Annotated in this window: 13 protein-coding genes; 11 read left to right on the forward strand and 2 right to left on the reverse strand. The window is 73.5% G+C overall.

The genetic code is table 11. From position 1 onward, the window contains the following. A complete protein-coding gene (locus DEJ43_RS12080; RefSeq protein ID WP_015033641.1) occupies positions 1–192 on the reverse strand; it encodes a hypothetical protein in 192 nt (63 codons plus the stop codon). A 273-nt stretch (positions 193–465) separates the two neighbouring features. Here DEJ43_RS12080 and DEJ43_RS12085 point away from each other — a divergent pair, with 273 nt between their 5' ends. After that, a complete protein-coding gene (locus tag DEJ43_RS12085) occupies positions 466–3,669 on the forward strand; it encodes a glycoside hydrolase family 84 protein (protein WP_106433840.1) in 3,204 nt (1,067 codons plus the stop codon). A 59-nt stretch (positions 3,670–3,728) separates the two neighbouring features. Here the strand turns inward: DEJ43_RS12085 and DEJ43_RS12090 are convergent, their stop codons facing one another. After that, complete coding sequence (locus DEJ43_RS12090) at positions 3,729–4,292, reverse strand: HNH endonuclease (protein ID WP_015033643.1); 564 nt, start codon at positions 4,290–4,292, stop codon at positions 3,729–3,731. Positions 4,293–4,530: 238 nt separating this feature from the next. Between DEJ43_RS12090 and DEJ43_RS12095 the strand changes: the two genes are divergently transcribed. From DEJ43_RS12095 to DEJ43_RS12140, 10 genes are all read left to right on the forward strand, one after another. Next, the gene (locus tag DEJ43_RS12095; RefSeq protein WP_051025867.1) at positions 4,531–5,610 is read left to right on the forward strand and encodes a mechanosensitive ion channel family protein; all 1,080 of its coding nucleotides are present in this window, start codon (positions 4,531–4,533) and stop codon (positions 5,608–5,610) included. Between the two features lie 286 nt (positions 5,611–5,896). Beyond that, positions 5,897–7,111: an ROK family transcriptional regulator gene (locus DEJ43_RS12100; protein ID WP_015033645.1), complete on the forward strand. Its 1,215-nt coding sequence runs from the start codon at positions 5,897–5,899 to the stop codon at positions 7,109–7,111. A 67-nt stretch (positions 7,112–7,178) separates the two neighbouring features. Beyond that, complete coding sequence (locus tag DEJ43_RS12105) at positions 7,179–8,525, forward strand: ABC transporter substrate-binding protein (protein ID WP_015033646.1); 1,347 nt, start codon at positions 7,179–7,181, stop codon at positions 8,523–8,525. A 16-nt stretch (positions 8,526–8,541) separates the two neighbouring features. Then, entirely contained in the window at positions 8,542–9,540 is a 999-nt protein-coding gene (locus DEJ43_RS12110) for a carbohydrate ABC transporter permease (protein WP_015033647.1), read from the forward strand. Between the two features lie 3 nt (positions 9,541–9,543). Then, entirely contained in the window at positions 9,544–10,440 is an 897-nt protein-coding gene (locus DEJ43_RS12115; RefSeq protein ID WP_015033648.1) for a carbohydrate ABC transporter permease, read from the forward strand. 8 nt (positions 10,441–10,448) lie between these two features. Next, on the forward strand, positions 10,449–11,714 hold the full coding sequence (locus tag DEJ43_RS12120; RefSeq protein WP_015033649.1) for a 6-phospho-beta-glucosidase: 1,266 nt from the start codon (positions 10,449–10,451) through the stop codon (positions 11,712–11,714). Continuing rightward, entirely contained in the window at positions 11,705–12,694 is a 990-nt protein-coding gene (locus DEJ43_RS12125) for an N-acetylglucosamine kinase (RefSeq protein WP_015033650.1), read from the forward strand. The genes DEJ43_RS12120 and DEJ43_RS12125 overlap by 10 nt, the downstream gene beginning before the upstream one ends. A 262-nt stretch (positions 12,695–12,956) precedes the next feature. Next, positions 12,957–14,384, forward strand: coding sequence for a hypothetical protein (locus DEJ43_RS12130; protein WP_015033651.1), 1,428 nt, complete (start codon positions 12,957–12,959; stop codon positions 14,382–14,384). A gap of 11 nt (positions 14,385–14,395) precedes the next feature. Beyond that, positions 14,396–15,433: a glutamate ABC transporter substrate-binding protein gene (locus DEJ43_RS12135; RefSeq protein WP_051025868.1), complete on the forward strand. Its 1,038-nt coding sequence runs from the start codon at positions 14,396–14,398 to the stop codon at positions 15,431–15,433. A gap of 54 nt (positions 15,434–15,487) precedes the next feature. Next, entirely contained in the window at positions 15,488–16,765 is a 1,278-nt protein-coding gene (locus DEJ43_RS12140) for a coiled-coil domain-containing protein (protein WP_015033653.1), read from the forward strand. Positions 16,766–16,780 lie beyond the last annotated feature (15 nt).

A 16,780-nucleotide genomic window follows, 5' to 3' on the forward strand; every position in this document is an offset into this window, starting at 1 on the left:
TCACACTCCGGGGGACTCCGTGCCCGCACTTCCTGGGGCGGTGGCTTCGCTGGTGAGGGGGGCGGCCGGGGTCAGCGGCGGCTCGCTGGTGAGGGGCGCGGCGTCGGGGAGCGGCGGTTCGCTGGTCAGCGGCTCGCCCGTCGGGGCCGACTGCTGCGGAATCCGTATGCGCTGGTGGGCGGTCGTGGTCACGGGGGTCTCCCGGTTCGTCTCGACTAGTGGGACCTGGGTGAGGACCTGGGTAATGACTGAGCCCTACCCACCGCACCTCGTTTTACCGGCGGAACGTGGCGAAGTGACGTCACCTCGCCGACGGCTCGCCGGGCAAAGCCGACACAACGGCCACGCGCATTGACACCTCCGTGCGACGGGTGGTGGGCTCGTGACCCACTCGTGACCGAAACCCACTCGTGACCACACCGGCGCAGCGGCCGGGCTCGGCCGAAGGGAGACCCCGTGCACCGCGTGCACCCCGGGCGCAGGAAGCGCACCGCGACGGCCGTCGCCGCCGCCGTGATCGGCGGGCTCCTCGGCGGCGCGGTGCCGGGCTCGGCGCAGGCGCTCCCGGAGACGGCGCCGGGCGCGGGCCCGAAGGCGGCTCCGTTCACCCCGGGCGCGTTCACCCCGGGCGCGTTCGCCCCGGGCGCGGGCAAGGCGGCCCCGTCCGCCCCGGGTGTCCCCGCGGGGCCGTCGGCCGGGGCCTCCCGGCAGGACGTCCCGGGCGTGCCCGCCGTCTGGCCGCGCCCGCAGTCACTGACCGGCGCCGGGCCCGCCGTACCCCTCGGGGACGAGGTGACGCTCCTCGCCGACGCGGACGCCGACCCGTACGCCCTCGCCGCGCTGCGCGAGCTGCTGCGGGGCGCCGGGGTGCGGACCGTGCACACCGGACTCCCGGGGCGGGGGCCGCTCTTCCGGGTCGCGGGGCCCTCCGGCGGGGCCGCCGAGGCGGCCCTGGACGCCCTGCGGGTGCCGGCGCGGCTGGATCTGCCGCGCGGGGGCTACCGGCTCGCCACGGGCCGCCTCCAGGGCCGGGACACGGTCGTCCTGGACGGGGTCGGGGAGGACGGCCTGTTCCACGCCGTGCAGACGCTGCGTCAACTCGTCGGCGACGGCCGGAAGGTCCCCGGGGTCGTCGTGCGCGACTGGCCTGGGACGGCCGAGCGGGGCATCACCGAGGGCTTCTACGGCACCCCCTGGACCCCGGCGCAGCGGCTCGCCCAGATCGACTTCCTGGGCCGGACCAAGCAGAACCGCTATCTGTACGCGCCCGGCGACGACCCCTACCGGGCGGCGCAGTGGCGCGAGCCGTACCCGGCGGCGCAGCGGACGGCCTTCCGCGAGCTCGCGGAGCGGGCCCGCGCCCAGCACGTGACGCTCGGCTGGGCCGTGGCGCCCGCCCAGTCCATGTGCCTGTCCTCGGCGGGCGACATGGCGGCGCTGACCCGGAAGCTCGACGCGATGTGGGAGCTGGGGGTGCGGTCCTTCCAGCTCCAGTTCCAGGACGCCTCCTACGACGAGTGGCACTGCGACCGGGACGCCGACACCTTCGGGCGCGGGCCGGAGGCCGCGGCCGCCGCCCACGCGCGCGTGGCGAACGCCGTCGCCCGTCACCTCGCCGAACGGCACCCGGACGCCGAGCCGCTGACGGTGATGCCGACCGAGTACTACCAGGACGGCGCGACCGCCTACCGCACGAGGCTCGGCGAGACGCTCGACGCCGGCGTGCGGGTGGCCTGGACCGGCGTCGGCGTCGTGCCGCGGGTGATCACCGGTGGCGAGCTGGCGGAGGCCCGGACCGCGCTGCGGCACCCGCTGGTCACCATGGACAACTACCCGGTCAACGACTACGCGCAGGACCGGCTGTTCCTCGGCCCCGCGACGGGCCGGGAGCCCGCCGTGGCCGCCGGTTCCGCCGCGTACCTCGCGCACGCCATGGAACAGCCCGCGGCCTCCCGGGTCCCGCTCTTCACCGCCGCCGACTACGCCTGGAACCCGCGCGGTTACCGGCCGCGGGAGTCCTGGCAGGCGGCCGTCGACGACCTCGCGGGCCCGGCGCCCGCCGCCCGCGAGGCGCTGCGCGCGCTCGCCGGGAACGGCGCCTCTTCGGTCCTCGACCCGGCGGGCGAGTCGGCCTATCTGAAGCCGCTCCTGGCGGCCTTCTGGGCCTCCCGCACGACGGCCGGCACCCCCGCCGCCGGCGGCGCGGAGCGGGAGCGGGCGGCGCGCGAGCTGCGGGCCGCGTTCACCGTGATGCGCGAGGCCCCCGAGCGGCTCGCGGGCACCGCCGACGGCACCTTCGGCGAGGAGACCGGCCCCTGGCTCGAGCAGCTCTCCCGGTACGGCCTGGCGGGCGAGACGGCGGTCGACATGCTGGTCGCCCAGGCGGCCGGTGACGGCGCGGCGGCCTGGCGGGCGCAGCTGCGCCTCGAAGCGCTGCGCGAGGACATCGGGGCGAGCCGGGTGACGGTCGGCGCGGGTGTGCTCGACCCGTTCCTCACGCGCGCGGTGGAGCGGGCGAAGGCGTGGACCGGCGCCGACCGGACCCCGGCGGCCCGGGCGGACCGCGCCACCGGCTCGTACACGGTGCGGCTCGACCGGGCGCGGCCCGTGGAGGCCCTGACGGTGATGACGGAGCCGGCCGCGGCGGGTTCGGGGGCGGCCGGGGACGCGCGCGTGGAGGCGTACGTCCCGGGCGAGGGCTGGCGGGCGCTGGGCCCGCTGTCGGCGTCGGGCTGGACGCAGGCCGAACTGAAGGGGCTGCGGGCCGAGGCGCTGCGGGTGGTGTGGAGCGGCGCGGGGCCGGCCCCCGAGGTGCGTTCGCTGGTGCCGTGGTTCGCGGACGGGCCGTCGGCGGTGCTGGACCTGGCGCGGGCGGAGATCGACGCGGAGATCGGCGGTCCGGCCCAGCGGGTGGACGTGGAGCTGGCGGGGCGGCGCGCGGGCGAGGTGCGCGGGCCGTTGACGGCGAGGGCTCCGAAGGGGCTCACGGTCCGGGTGCCGGAGCAGGTGGTGGTCGAGCGGGGCGCGCGGTCGACGGTTCCGCTGGAGGTGTCGGTGGCGCCGGACGCGCCGGCCGGCACCTACCGGGTGCCGGTGTCCTTCGCGGGCGAGGAGCGGGTGCTGACCGTGCGGGCCTTCCCCCGTACGACGGGGCCGGACCTCGCGCGCGGAGCGAAGGCCTCCTCCTCGGGCGACGAGACCCCGGACTTCCCGGCCTCCTTCGCGGTGGACGGCGATCCGGCCACCCGCTGGTCCTCCCCCGCGGAGGACGGCGCCTGGTGGCAGCTGGAGCTGCCGGAGCCGGCCCGGATAGGGCAGGTGGTGCTGCACTGGCAGGACGCCCACGCGTCCCGGTACCGGGTGCAGGTCTCGGCGGACGGGCGGGTCTGGCGTACGGCGGCGACGGTCGCGGAGGGCCGGGGCGGCCGGGAGTCGGTCCGGATGGACGCGGCGGACACCCGCTTCCTGCGGGTGCAGGGCGAGACGCGGGCGACCCCGTACGGCTACTCGCTCTGGTCGGTGGAGACGTACGCCGTGGCCCCCGCGCCGAAGGCCGCGGACGGGCCGCCGAAGACGGAGGGCGCGGCGCAGGGCCCGACGGACGGCGTGACGGGCGGCACGCCGCCGGGCACGGCCGAGGGCGCGACGGAGGAGCGGCCCGCCCCCTGAGGGGCGCACCGCTCCCGTGCCCTACCCGGCCCCCCGGGTACGTACGCGAAAGGCCCGGCTCAACCCGTCGTCAGCGCCCTCACGGGGGCGTCGGCGACGGAGTCGATCCGGGCCATCACGTCTTCGGCTCCGTACGGCTGGAGGTACGGCAGCCAGCGGGGGTCCCGGTGTCCGGTCCCGATGATCCGCCAGGCCAGGCCGGTCGGCGGGGCCGGTTGGTGGCGCAGCCGCCAGCCGATCTCGCGCAGGTGCCGGTCGGCCTTGACGTGGTTGCAGCGGCGGCAGGCCGCCACCACGTTCTCCCAGGCGTGGGTGCCCCCGCGGCTGCGGGGGATGACGTGGTCGACGCTGGTCGCGACCGCCCCGCAGTACATGCAGCGCCCGCCGTCACGGGCGAAGAGGGCTCTGCGGGTCAAGGGAACGGGCCCCCGGTAGGGGACCCGCACGAAGCGCTTCAGTCGCACCACGCTGGGCGCGGGGACGACTTGGGTCTCGCTGTGCAGGAAGGCGCCGGATTCCTCGAGGCAGAGAGCCTTGTTCTCCAGGACGAGGACGAGTGCGCGGCGGAGCGGTACGACGCCGAGCGGCTCGTACGACGCGTTGAGGACCAGGACATGCGGCACGGATGCCTCCTATGACGCCGGCGGCGCGTGGCTCGCGCCGGGACGAACTGCTCTCAGTCTCTCCTCATGCCTGGCCGGAACGCCACCACGTACCGGGATCGGGGTGACCGGCCCGGCGTGTTCTCGACCACATCGGCATGTCTCCCTTCTCTTTGCCCAGGTGAGGTGGGTCTCTCCCTCGAACAGGGCTACGGGAGCAGGTCCGACGCCCCGTTACTGTGGATGCTTCGGTTCCGCGATGCCTGGAGGTTGTCCCGTGTCTTGGTCCGCCCTAGCGGCCGCAACCGATCCCGAGCCCCTGCCTGCGACCCTCGACGAGGCGGCGGAGAAGGCCACGAACGCGGCGAGCTGGGTCGAGGAGAACTGGTCCACCTGGCTGAACACCGGTCTGCGCATCCTGCTGATCCTGGTGGTCGCGCTGCTCCTCCGGATGGCCGTGCGGCGCGCCCTGACGAAGCTGATCGAGCGGATGAACCGCTCGGCGCAGGCGGTGGAGGGGACGGCCCTGGGCGGTCTCCTGGTCAACACCGAGCGCAGGCGGCAGCGCTCCGAGGCGATCGGTTCGGTGCTGCGTTCGGTGGCGTCGTTCCTGATCCTCGGCACCGCCGGGCTGATGATCCTGGGCGCCTTCAAGATCGACCTGGCCCCGCTGCTCGCCTCGGCCGGTGTGGCCGGTGTGGCGATCGGTTTCGGCGCCCGGAACCTGGTGACGGACTTCCTCTCGGGTGTCTTCATGATCCTTGAGGACCAGTACGGCGTCGGTGACTCGGTCGACGCGGGCGTCGCGTCCGGCGAGGTCGTGGAGGTCGGCCTGCGGGTGACGAAGCTGCGGGGCGTGGACGGCGAGATCTGGTACGTGCGCAACGGCGAGATCAAGCGGATAGGGAACCTGAGCCAGGGCTGGGCGACGGCGGGCGTGGACGTGACCGTCCGGCCGACGGAGGACCTGGACCAGGTGCGGTCCGTGATCGTCGAGGCGGCGGAGGCCATGGCCAAGGAGGAGCCGTGGAACGAGCGCCTCTGGGGACCGGTGGAGGTGCTCGGTCTGAGCGAGGTGCTGCTCGACTCGATGACCGTCCGGGTGTCGGCGAAGACGATGCCGGGGAAGGCGCTGGGCGTGGAGCGCGAGCTGCGCTGGCGCATCAAGCGGGGCCTCGACGAGGCCGGCATCCGGATCGTGGGCGGGCTCCCGGCGCAGCCGGAGGAGGCGGCGGCCGATCCGACGGCCGGCATGTCGGCCCCGTCGGCCTTCGCCTCGGCGACCTCGCCGCAGTCGGCGGCGGCGACCCCGCTGCCGAAGCCGGACCTCAACAAGTAGACGACCCGCCGCGGAAACCGGACCTCCGCAAGGAGACGACCCCGCCGCCGAGGCCGGCCCTCCCCGAGGAGGAGGCCTCACGGAACACGACGCCCCCGCAGGTAACGCTTTGGTTGCCTTCGGGGGCGTCTCGCGTGCCCGGGTATTGACGCCCCCGTGACAGCCGCCGTATTTTCCTCCCACTGAATAGGAAACTTTCCTAACAGTGGAGTGGGGAAGGCGGGCCGCCGAGAGGCAGCAGAATGGCCCGGTCACAGTGCGACATCCGAAGGGCAGGTGCGACCTCATGGCCGGTACGACCCCGGGAACCCCCGGCACGCCGCGCGTGCTGCGCGCCATGAACGACCGTGCCGCCCTGGACCTGCTCCTGGAGCACGGCCCCCTCTCCCGGACCCGGATCGGCAAGCTCACCGGCCTGTCCAAGCCGACCGCCTCCCAGCTGCTCGCCCGCCTCGAAGCCGCCGGGCTCGTCGTCGCCACCGGCACCACCGCGGGCCGCCCCGGACCGAACGCCCAGCTCTACGCGATGAACGCGCGGGCCGCGTACGCCGCCGGACTCGACGTCACCCCGAACCGCATCCACGCCGCCGTCGCCGACATCACCGGCGAGATCGTCGGCGAGTACGAGCTCCGCACCCCCGGCCGCGCCGCCTCCGGCGTCGTCCGCCAGGTCACCGACGCCCTCGACGGGGCCGCCGAGGCCGCCGGAATCACCCGCGGGGACGTCCGGCGCCTGGTCATCGGCACCCCCGGCGCGTTCGACCCGGCCACCGGCCGCCTCCGGTACGCCTCCCACCTGCCCGGCTGGCACTCCCCGACCCTGCTGGACGAGCTGGCCGCCGTACTGCCGATGCCGTTCGAGTACGAGAACGACGTCAACCTCGCCGCCGTCGCCGAACAGCGCGTCGGCGCCGCACGCGGACACGCGGACTTCGCCCTGCTCTGGAACGAGGAGGGCCTCGGCGGCGCCCTCGTCCTCGGCGGGCGGCTGCACCGCGGCTTCACCGGCGGCGCCGGCGAGGTCGGCTTCCTGCCGGTGCCCGGCACCCCGCTCGTACGGCAGGTCACCAAGGCCAACTCCGGCGGCTTCCAGGAGCTCGCCGGCGTCCAGGCCGTGCCCCGGATCGCCGCCGCCATCGGCATCGACACCCCCGAGCAGCCGTACGTGCGGATCGCGAGCGGACTGCTCGCCCACGCCGCCGAGGCACACGGCGAGGACCCCCGGTACGCGGAGCTGCTCGACCGGTACGCCGAGCGGCTCGCCACCGGGCTCGCCTCGATCGTCGCGGTCCTCGACCCGGAGCTGATCGTGCTCTCCGGTGCCGTCCTGGTCGCCGGCGGCGAACCCCTCCGCGCCCGTGTGCAGGCCGAACTCGCCGACCTCTCGGCCTCCCGGCCCCGGCTCGTCCTCACCGCCGTACCCCGGCGGCCCGTCCTGCGCGGCGCCCTCGAAAGCGCCCTCGCCACCACCCGCGACGAGGTCTTCGACACCTCGCGCTGACCCACCGACCACCCAGGCCCGATCACCCGCCCTTCCCCGCCAGCCCTCGCCCCAGGGAGACACCGTCATGCCCGCACGCCCGCGCAGAGCAGCCGCAGCGCTCGCCACCACCGCCTCGATAGCCCTCTTCGCCTCGGCCTGTACGGGCTCCGCGAACAACGCGGCGGCCGACGACCCCAACGCCCAGACCACCATCACCTTCTGGCACGGCTGGCAGGACCCCGCCGAGGTGAAGGCGATCACGGACAACGTCGCCCGCTTCGAGAAGGCGCACCCGAACATCAAGGTGAAGGTCGTCGGCGGCATCAACGACGACAAGCTGGGCCAGGCGCTGCGCGCGGGCGGGTCGAACGGGCCCGACGTCGTCTCCTCCTTCACCACCTCCAACGTCGGCAAGTTCTGCTCGTCGGGCGCGCTCGCGGACCTCAAGCCCTTCATCGAGAAGGACAAGCTGGACCTCGACAAGATCTTCCCGAAGGTCCTCCAGGAGTACACGCAGTTCGAGGGCAAGCGCTGCTCGCTGCCGCTGCTCTCCGACGCGTACGGCCTCTACTACAACAAGGACGCCTTCAAGGCGGCCGGTCTCGACCCCGAGGCCCCGCCGAAGACCTGGTCCGAGTTCGCCAAGGTCGCCAAGACGCTCACCAAGCCCAAGGGGGACTCCTACGAGCGGCTCGGCTTCATGCCGAACTACCTCGGCTACGAGACCGTCGTCGAGCACTACATGTCGCAGTGGAAGCACAACGGGTACTTCGACGCGGACGGCCGGTCGACCGTCGCCAAGGACCCGGCGTTCGCCGAGATGATGACGTACCAGAAGTCCCTGGTGGACTCCCTCGGCGGGTTCCAGAAGCTCGACAAGTACCGCACCACCTTCGGTGACGAGTGGGGCGCCAAGCACCCCTTCCACACCGGCCAGGTCGCCATGCAGCTGGACGGCGAATGGCGGCTGAACTTCATCAAGAAGGCCGACGTGGGCTTCGACGTCGGCGTCGCGCCGCTGCCCGTCGCCGACGACGAGATCGCCGAGTACGGCAAGGGCTACCTCTCCGGCACGATCATGGGCATCGCCCCGCAGAGCAAGAAGCAGAACGCGGCCTGGGAGCTGCTCAAGTTCATGACCACGGACACCGACGCCGTGGTCGGCTTCGCCAACGACATCGGCAACGTGCCCTCCACCCTGGAGGCGCTGAAGTCCCCGGCCCTGAAGTTCGACCCGCGCTTCAAGACCTTCCTGGAGATCGCCCAGCACCCCGAGTCCACCACCATGGACGGCGCTGTGAACGGCGCCAGCTACCAGGAGACCCTCTCCGCGCTGGCCCACAAGTACGAGAAGGGCCAGGTCCCGGACCTGAAGAAGGGCCTCGCGGACACCGCGGCGCAGATCGACCGCGACATCGCCGCGACGAAGTGACGGCCGGGACCCACCCATGAGCACGGACACCCTGCCCGCGAAGGCGGCGGCCGCCCCGGCCGCCGCCTCCCCCGGGGGACGGAACACGCTCCGGTCCAAGCGCCGGCGCAACGCGCTCCGGACCCTGGCGTTCATGTCGCCCTGGCTGATCGGATTCGGCTTCTTCTTCGCCTATCCGCTCGTCTCCACGCTGTACTTCTCGTTCATGCGGTACGACGGCCTCAACCCGCCGACCTGGCGGGGCGTGGAGAATTGGACGTACGTCTTCTCCGACCTGCCGAAGTTCTGGCCCGCGATGCAGAACACCCTCTGGCTGGCCGTCGTGATGGTCTCCTGCCGCGTGGTCTTCGGGCTCGGCATCGGCATGCTGATCACCAAGATCAAGACGGGCGCGGGAATCTTCCGCACCCTCTTCTACCTGCCCTACCTGGCCCCGCCCGTGGCGGCCACGCTCGCCTTCGTCTTCCTGCTCAACCCCGGCACCGGCCCGGTCAACTCGCTCCTGGAGGCGGTCGGGATCCCCGCCCCCTCCTGGTTCAACGACGCGGACTGGGCCAAGCCCGCCCTCACCGTCCTCGCCGTGTGGGGCGTCGGCGACCTCATGGTCATCTTCATGGCCGCACTGCTCGACGTACCGAAGGAGCAGTACGAGGCCGCCGAGCTCGACGGCGTGTCCGCGTGGCAGCGGTTCCGCTACGTCACGCTGCCGAACATCTCGCCGATCGTGCTGTTCGCGGTCGTCACCGGGATCATCGGCGCGATGCAGTACTACACGCAGCCGATCGTGGCGGCGAAGGTCGCCTCCGGCGTGATGGGCGGCTCCGGCGCGACCTTCCAGCCGGGCTACCCGGACGACTCCACGCTGACCCTCCCCCAGCTCGTCTACAGCCTCGGCTTCAGCCAGTTCAACTACGGCGCCGCCTGCGTCGTGGCCCTGGTGCTCTTCGCCTTCTCCATGGCCTTCACCGCGCTCCTGATGCGCCGGCGCGGCGGCCTGATCGGCTCGGGTGACTGACACATGACGACCACAACCGCTCCCGCCCCCGCCGCGGAGAACCGCACGCCGAGCCCCGCCCGCAAGCAGGCCGGCCGCAAGGCGCTGCTGCACTGGATCGCCGTGCACTCGCTCGGCGTCGCCGCGGCCCTGTTCTTCGTGCTCCCGTTCGTCTTCGTCTTCCTGACCTCCCTGATGAGCGACCAGCAGGCGCTCACCCGGGACCTGACGCCGAACTCCTGGCACTGGGACAACTACGTCAAGGTCTTCCAGGTCGAGGGCTTCCTCACCTGGTGGCGGAACTCCCTGCTGTACGCGGGCCTCGGCACCGTCCTCGTGGTGGTGTCCTCGATCCCGGTGGCGTACGCGCTCGCCAAGTTCCGCTTCCGCGGCCGGCACCTGTCGCTGCTGCTCGTCATCTCGATGATGATGCTGCCGCCCCAGGTGATCATCATCCCGATGTACCTGTTCTGGGCCAAACAGCTGGACCTCTCCGGCACCCTGTGGCCGCTCATCATCCCGATGGCCTTCGGAGACGCCTTCGCCATCTTCCTGCTGCGCCAGTTCCTGCTGACCATCCCGAACGAGTACGTCGAGGCCGCGAGGATCGACGGCTGCGGCGAGTTCCGCACCCTGATCCGGATCGTGCTGCCGATGGCGAAGCCCGGTGTCGCCGCCGTCGCGCTCTTCCAGTTCTTCTACAGCTGGAACGACTACTTCGGGCCGCAGATCTACGCCTCGGAGAACCCGGGCGCCTGGACGCTCAGCTACGGCCTCGAGTCCTTCAAGGGCGCGCACCACACCGACTGGAATCTGACCATGGCCGCGACCGTCCTGGTCATGGCCCCTGTGATCCTCGTCTTCTTCTTCGCCCAGAAGGCGTTCGTCGAGGGAGTCACACTGACCGGAGTGAAGGGCTGACTCACACCATGAAGCTCACTGTCGTGGGGGGCGGTTCCACTTACACCCCCGAACTGATCGACGGATTCGCGCGGCTGCGCGACACCCTGCCCATCACCGAACTCGTCCTCGTCGACCCGGCCGCCGAGCGGCTCGAACTGGTCGGCGGGCTCGCCCGGCGCATCTTCGCGAAGCAGGACCACGCGGGGAAGGTCGTCACCACCTCCGACCTCGACGCCGGGGTCGAGGGCGCCGACGCCGTCCTGCTCCAGCTGCGGGTCGGCGGACAGGCCGCCCGCGAACAGGACGAGACCTGGCCGCTGGAGTGCGGCTGCGTCGGCCAGGAGACCACCGGCGCCGGCGGCCTCGCCAAGGCGCTCCGCACCGTCCCGGTCGTCCTGGACATCGCCGAACGGGTCCGCCGCGCCAACCCGGACGCCTGGATCATCGACTTCACCAACCCCGTCGGCATCGTCACCCGCGCGCTGCTCCAGGCCGGACACAAGGCCGTCGGCCTGTGCAACGTGGCCATCGGCTTCCAGCGGAAGTTCGCCGCGCTCCTGGACGTCGCCCCGTCCGAGGTCCACCTCGACCACGTCGGACTCAACCACCTGACGTGGGAGCGCGCCGTGCGCCTCGGCGGCCCCGAGGGCGAGAACGTGCTGCCCCGGCTGCTCGCCGAGCACGGCGACGCGGTCGCCGACGACCTGCGGCTGCCGCGCCCGGTCCTGGACCGGCTCGGCGTCGTCCCCTCGTACTACCTGCGCTACTTCTACGCGCACGACGAGGTGGTCAGGGAGCTCGGCAGCAAGCCCTCGCGGGCCGCCGAGGTCGCCGCGATGGAGAAGGAACTCCTGGAGATGTACGGGGACCCGGCGCTCGACGAGAAGCCGGCCCTGCTCGCCAAGCGCGGCGGCGCCTACTACTCGGAGGCGGCCGTGGACCTGGCGGCCGCGCTGCTGGGCGGCGGCGGTTCGCCGTACCAGGTGGTCAACACGTACAACAACGGCACGCTGCCGTTCCTGCCGGACGACGCCGTCATCGAGACGCAGGCCGCGGTCGGCGCCCACGGTGCCGCGCCGCTGCCGGTCGCCCCGGTCGACCCGCTGTACGCCGGTCTGATCGCGAACGTCACCGCCTACGAGGACCTGGCGCTCGAAGCGGCGCTGCGCGGCGGCCGGGACCGCGTCTTCAAGGCGCTGCTCGCGCACCCGCTCGTCGGGCAGTACGCGTACGCCGACGGGCTCACCGACCGGCTGATCGCCCACAACCGGGAGCACCTCGCGTGGGCGTGAACCTGAACGGCGTGCTCCTCGCGGTCGACGCGGGGAACAGCAAGACCGACGTCGCGGTCCTCGCCCCGGACGGCAGCGTCCTCGGCGCGGCGCGCGGCGGCGGGTTCCAGCCGCCGGTGGTGGGGGTGCCGACCGCCGTCGACACCCTGGCGGAGATCGTCGGGCGGGCCTGGGCGGAGGCCGGCGGCGCCGGGTCCTCCCCCGCGTTCGCCCATGTCACGGCCTGTCTCGCCAATGCCGACCTGCCCGTGGAGGAGACCGCCCTCCAGGCCGAGCTCCTCGGCCGGGGCTGGAGCCGGTCGGTGCGGGTGCACAACGACACCTTCGCCGTACTGCGGGCCGGGCTCGACGAGCCGCGCGGAGTCGCGGTGGTGTGCGGGGCGGGGATCAACTGCGTCGGGATGACGCCGGACGGGCGGACCGCGCGCTTCCCCGCGATCGGGAAGCTCTCCGGGGACTGGGGCGGCGGCGGCGGCATGGCCGAGGAGGCGCTCTGGTTCGCGGCGCGCGCCGAGGACGGCCGCGGCGAGCCCTCCGAGCTGTCCCGCGCGCTGCCCGCGCACTTCGGCCTCGACTCGATGTACGCGCTGATCGAGGCGCTGCACCTGGGCCTGGTGCCGTTGGAGCGGCGGCACGAACTGACGCCCGTCCTCTTCCGGGTGAGCGCCGGGGGCGACCCGGTCGCGCTGTCCCTGGTGCACCGGCTCGCCGAGGAGGTCGTCGCGCTGTCGTCGGTGGCGCTGGGGCGGCTCGGGCTCCTGGACGAGGAGGTGCCGGTGATGCTGGGCGGCAGCGTGCTCGCCGCGCGGCACCCGCAGCTGGAGGAGCGGATCCGTGAACTCCTCGCCGAGCGGGCGCCGAAGGCCGTCGTCGGCTTCGTGACGGCGCCGCCGGTCCTGGGGGCGGGGCTGCTCGCCCTGGACGAGGCGGCGGCGGGCCCGGACGCGGCGGCCCGGCTGAGGGAGCACTACGGGGTCTGAGGTCGTGGCGGGGTGGTCGGCGGGGCGTCTCCTCGGTGGGGGGAGGCGCCCCGCAGCCATGTTCACCTGTTCGAGCGATGTCCGAGACGGAACCGATCAGGGCCGGGCGACGTATTCAGAGTGAGGGGGTTCGCCCGCGGATGTGCCGGGGGCATGCGGCACGATAACAACAAGATCCAGTCAATCCCGGTGTGCGGACGGCCCCCTGCGGCCATACTGCATGCCGGACCGGCCGAAGTCAGCGACCACAGGGGGAGGTCACGTGACACACCCGCCGACCGCGCCCGCCGCCCCGGCGGCGCGGAGCACGGCGCCCGCGCCCGCACGCCCGGCCGGCGTGCCCGCGCAGCCGTCGCCCGCGCCCGGCGCCGCCCCGCCCGCGGGGCGTACCGCCTGGGCCGTGGGACGCGAGCGGCTGCGGGTCGCCACGACGACCGAGCCCGGCAGGCTCCAGATCCTCGGTGCCGTCCTCGCGCTGCTCGTCGTCGCCTTCGGCGCCGTCACCGCCCTCCAGGTCGACGACCGGGCCACCGCCGCCGACGACGTCGTCAGCCGCAGCCAGCCGCTGTCCGCCGACGCCGCCGCCATCTACCGCTCCCTGGCCGACGCGGACACCACCGCCGCGAGCGGCTTCCTCGCGGGCACCCTGGAACCGGCGGACTCCCGCGCGCGGTACGACCGGGACATCGCCACCGCCGCCCGGCTCCTCGTCAAGGCCGCCGCGAGCACCGACGGTTCGAGCGCCTCGGCCCGCGAGATCGCCACGCTGAACGAACAGCTCCCCCGCTACACGGGCCTGATCGAGCGCGCCCGGGCCGCCAACCGGCAGGGACTCCCGCTCGGCGGGGCCTATCTGCGGTACGCCAACCAGCAGATGACCAGCACCCTGCTGCCCGCCGCCGAGCGGCTGTACGAGGCCGAGACGGCACGGCTCCAGGAGGACGACACGGCGGCCCGCACCTGGCCCTTCCTCTCCCTCGGCCTCGGCCTGCTCACCCTCGCCGTCCTCGTCTGGGCCCAGCGCCGCAACTACGCGAAGACCCACCGGGTCTTCAACCACGGCCTGCTCGCCGCCAGCGCCGCCACCGTGATCGCCGTCCTCTGGCTGCTCGCCGCCCACACGATGGTCCGCGCCGGGCTCGACAGCGCCCGGGCGCACGGCCAGGACTCGCTGCGCGTCCTCAACTCCGCCCGGATCGGCTCGCTCACCGCCCGGGCCAACGAGAACCTCACCCTGGTCGCCCGGGGCGCCGTCCTCACCGAGGACGGCAAGAACGACAAGTACGAGGCCGAGTACGCGTCGAGCATGGACACCCTGACCGAATCCCTCGCGAGCGCGCGGGAGCTGGCCGACGACGACACGGGCCGCGCCCCGGTCGACGAGGCCGCCTCCCGTACGGCCGAGTGGCAGACCCGCCACAAGGACGCCCGCGCCAAGGACGAGGCCGGCGACTTCGACGGCGCCCTCGGCCGGATCGTCGGCGCGAAGGAGTCGACGGGCCAGTCCTTCGATCAGGTCGACGCCGCCCTCGAGCGGGCCCTCGCGCACGAACAGGCCGAGTTCACCCGCTCCGCCGGGGACGCCAGGGACGCGCTGACGGCGCTGCCCCTGGGCGCGGCGGCCCTCGGGATACTGGGCGCGGCGGGCGCCGTGCTCGGCATCAACCGCAGACTGTCGGAGTACCGGTGAGAGGGGGCGGGATGCCGAACGGCACGTACCCGCTGGCGCGGCGGACGGCGCGGCGGTTCCGGGGCTGGGGCGGGGTGGCCGGCATGGCCGTGGCCTGCGGGCTCACCGCCTCCCTCACCCTGCTCCCGCTGGCCCACGACGGCTCCGACGCGGCCGCCGTGCCCGGGACGGCGGGCCCCGGACCCGGCGTGGCCACCGGAGTCCAGGTCAAGGCGGACACCTGCGAGAAGCCGGAGGCCTCCCTCACCCCCTCGACGGCGGACGGCCCGTCGATCGCGGCGATCAAGCAGCGCGGGAAGCTCGTCGTCGGCGTCGACCAGTCCAGCTACCGCTGGGGCTACCGGAACCCGGAGACCCGCTCCCTCGAAGGCTTCGACATCGACCTGGCCCGGGCCATCGCCAAGGACATCCTGGGCAGCGAGGACGCCGTCATCTTCCGGGCGATCCCCACGAACCAGCGGATCGCCGCCCTCGACAGCGGCAAGGTCGACCTCGTCGTGCGCACCATGACGATCAACTGCAAGCGCATCCAGCAGGTCGCCTTCTCCACCGCCTACTTCCAGGCCGGGCAGCAGGTCCTGGCGCCGAAGCTCGCCCAGGACATCACCGGCTACGACGCCTCGCTGAACGGCAAGCGGGTCTGCACCGCCGAGGGTTCCACGGCCTACGAGGCGCTGGAGGAGAAGTCCTTCGGCGCGGTGTTCAAGGACGAGGGCGACGGCACCAAGGACGACAAGGACCTGCTGACCGTCCCCAACCAGCTGGACTGCCTGGCCAGGCTCCAGCTGGGCCAGGTCGACGCGGTCGTCACGGACAACGCCCTGGCGGCCGGTCAGGCCGCCCAGGACCCGGCGGTCGAGCTCAAGGGCCGCCCGTTCACCACCGAGTTCTACGGGGTGGCCGCCAAGCTCGGCAACGACGACCTGGTCCGCCGGGTCAACCAGGTACTCGTGGGCTACCGGCAGGGCCCCTGGCAGCAGGCGTACCGGACCTGGCTGGAGAAGGACCTGCCCGGGATCACCGGGCCGCCCGCCCCGCTGTACAGATAGCACCGCGCACCAGCCGTACGAGCAGCCCCGTACACGGAGAGGAAGAGGTGATCGATGGGCGTCACGGGACCCCCCGGGCCGGTGATGGACCGGGACGAGGTGGACCGTGCGCTGGCGCGCCTCGGCGCCGAGCACAAGGCGATCGAGGACTCGCTGCTCGCGCTCCAGGACCACGCGGGCCGCAGGCTGCTCGAAGGGGCCGGACTCACCGGCACGACCCGGGACCGCTGGGCGGCCGCCGAGCGGACCATCACCCTGCTCTGGACCTGCTTCGAGGTGTACACCGACGCGCTGCGGGAGGCCCGTGAGGTGCGCGCCCGGCGCCGCTGGCCCGGCCGTGAGGAGCTCGTGGAGCTGACGGACCGGCTGCGCGGCGAGAGCGTGCACGTGGCGGGCGGGGCGGGCGAACAGGGGCTGCTCGCCGAGCGGTTCACCCTGGAGGGCCTGGTCCGCCGGATGAACGAGCTGTACGCGTCCTCCCTCGATCTCGTGGTCGCCGCCGACGCCGTCTGGTCGGCGCTGCCCGCCCGGATAGATCTGCTCGCCGCCGAACTGGGCCGGACGCGCTCCCTCGCGCACTCGGTGGGGGTGCGGCCGGGGGAGCACCCGGCCGGGGACGAGCTGGAGGACATCACCGCCGAGCTGACCGCGCTGCGTTCCCAGGTGGTGACCGATCCGCTGGCCTTCTGGCGTCCGGCGGCGGGGAGTTCGGCGCCCGGCGGGGGCCGTCCCGACACCGAGCGGTACGACCGGGCGGCGCTGGCCCTGGAGGACATCCGGCGGGAGATCGAGGCGGTGCTCGCGGTCCGGCAGGACTCCGAGGAGCGGCTGCTGCGGCTGCGGGACGTGCTCTCGCGGGCGGACCGCACACTGGCGGAGGCGCGAGCCGCGCGCGGCGAGGTCCTCGCGAAGATCGCCGCCTCCGAGGTGCCGGCCGTCAGCGGGCCGCCGATCGTGCTCCAGGAGCGGCTCGCGGCGGCCGCCGAGTACCGCAGGCACGCCCAGTGGCACCGGCTCTCGCCGCTCCTGGAGTCCCTGGAGCGGGAGGCGGAGGACGAGTTGATGCGGGCCCGGGAGTCGCTGACGGCGGTCACGGCCCCGCTCGCGGTCCGCGCCGAGCTGCGCGGCCGGCTCGACGCGTACAAGGCGAAGGTGGCGCGGCTGGGCGCGGCGGAGGACCCGCTGCTCGTGGAGCGGTACGACGCGGCCCGGCGGATGCTGTGGAGCGCGCCCTGCGACCTGCGGGTCGCGGAGCAGGCCGTGCTGCGCTACCAGCAGGCGGCGGCGGACGTACTGTCCGGCCCGAGAGACGCGGGAGGACGACAGTGGTGAGCGGGGAGACGGGTG

The organism is Streptomyces venezuelae ATCC 10712, assembly GCF_008639165.1.
GTDB lineage: Bacteria > Actinomycetota > Actinomycetes > Streptomycetales > Streptomycetaceae > Streptomyces > Streptomyces venezuelae.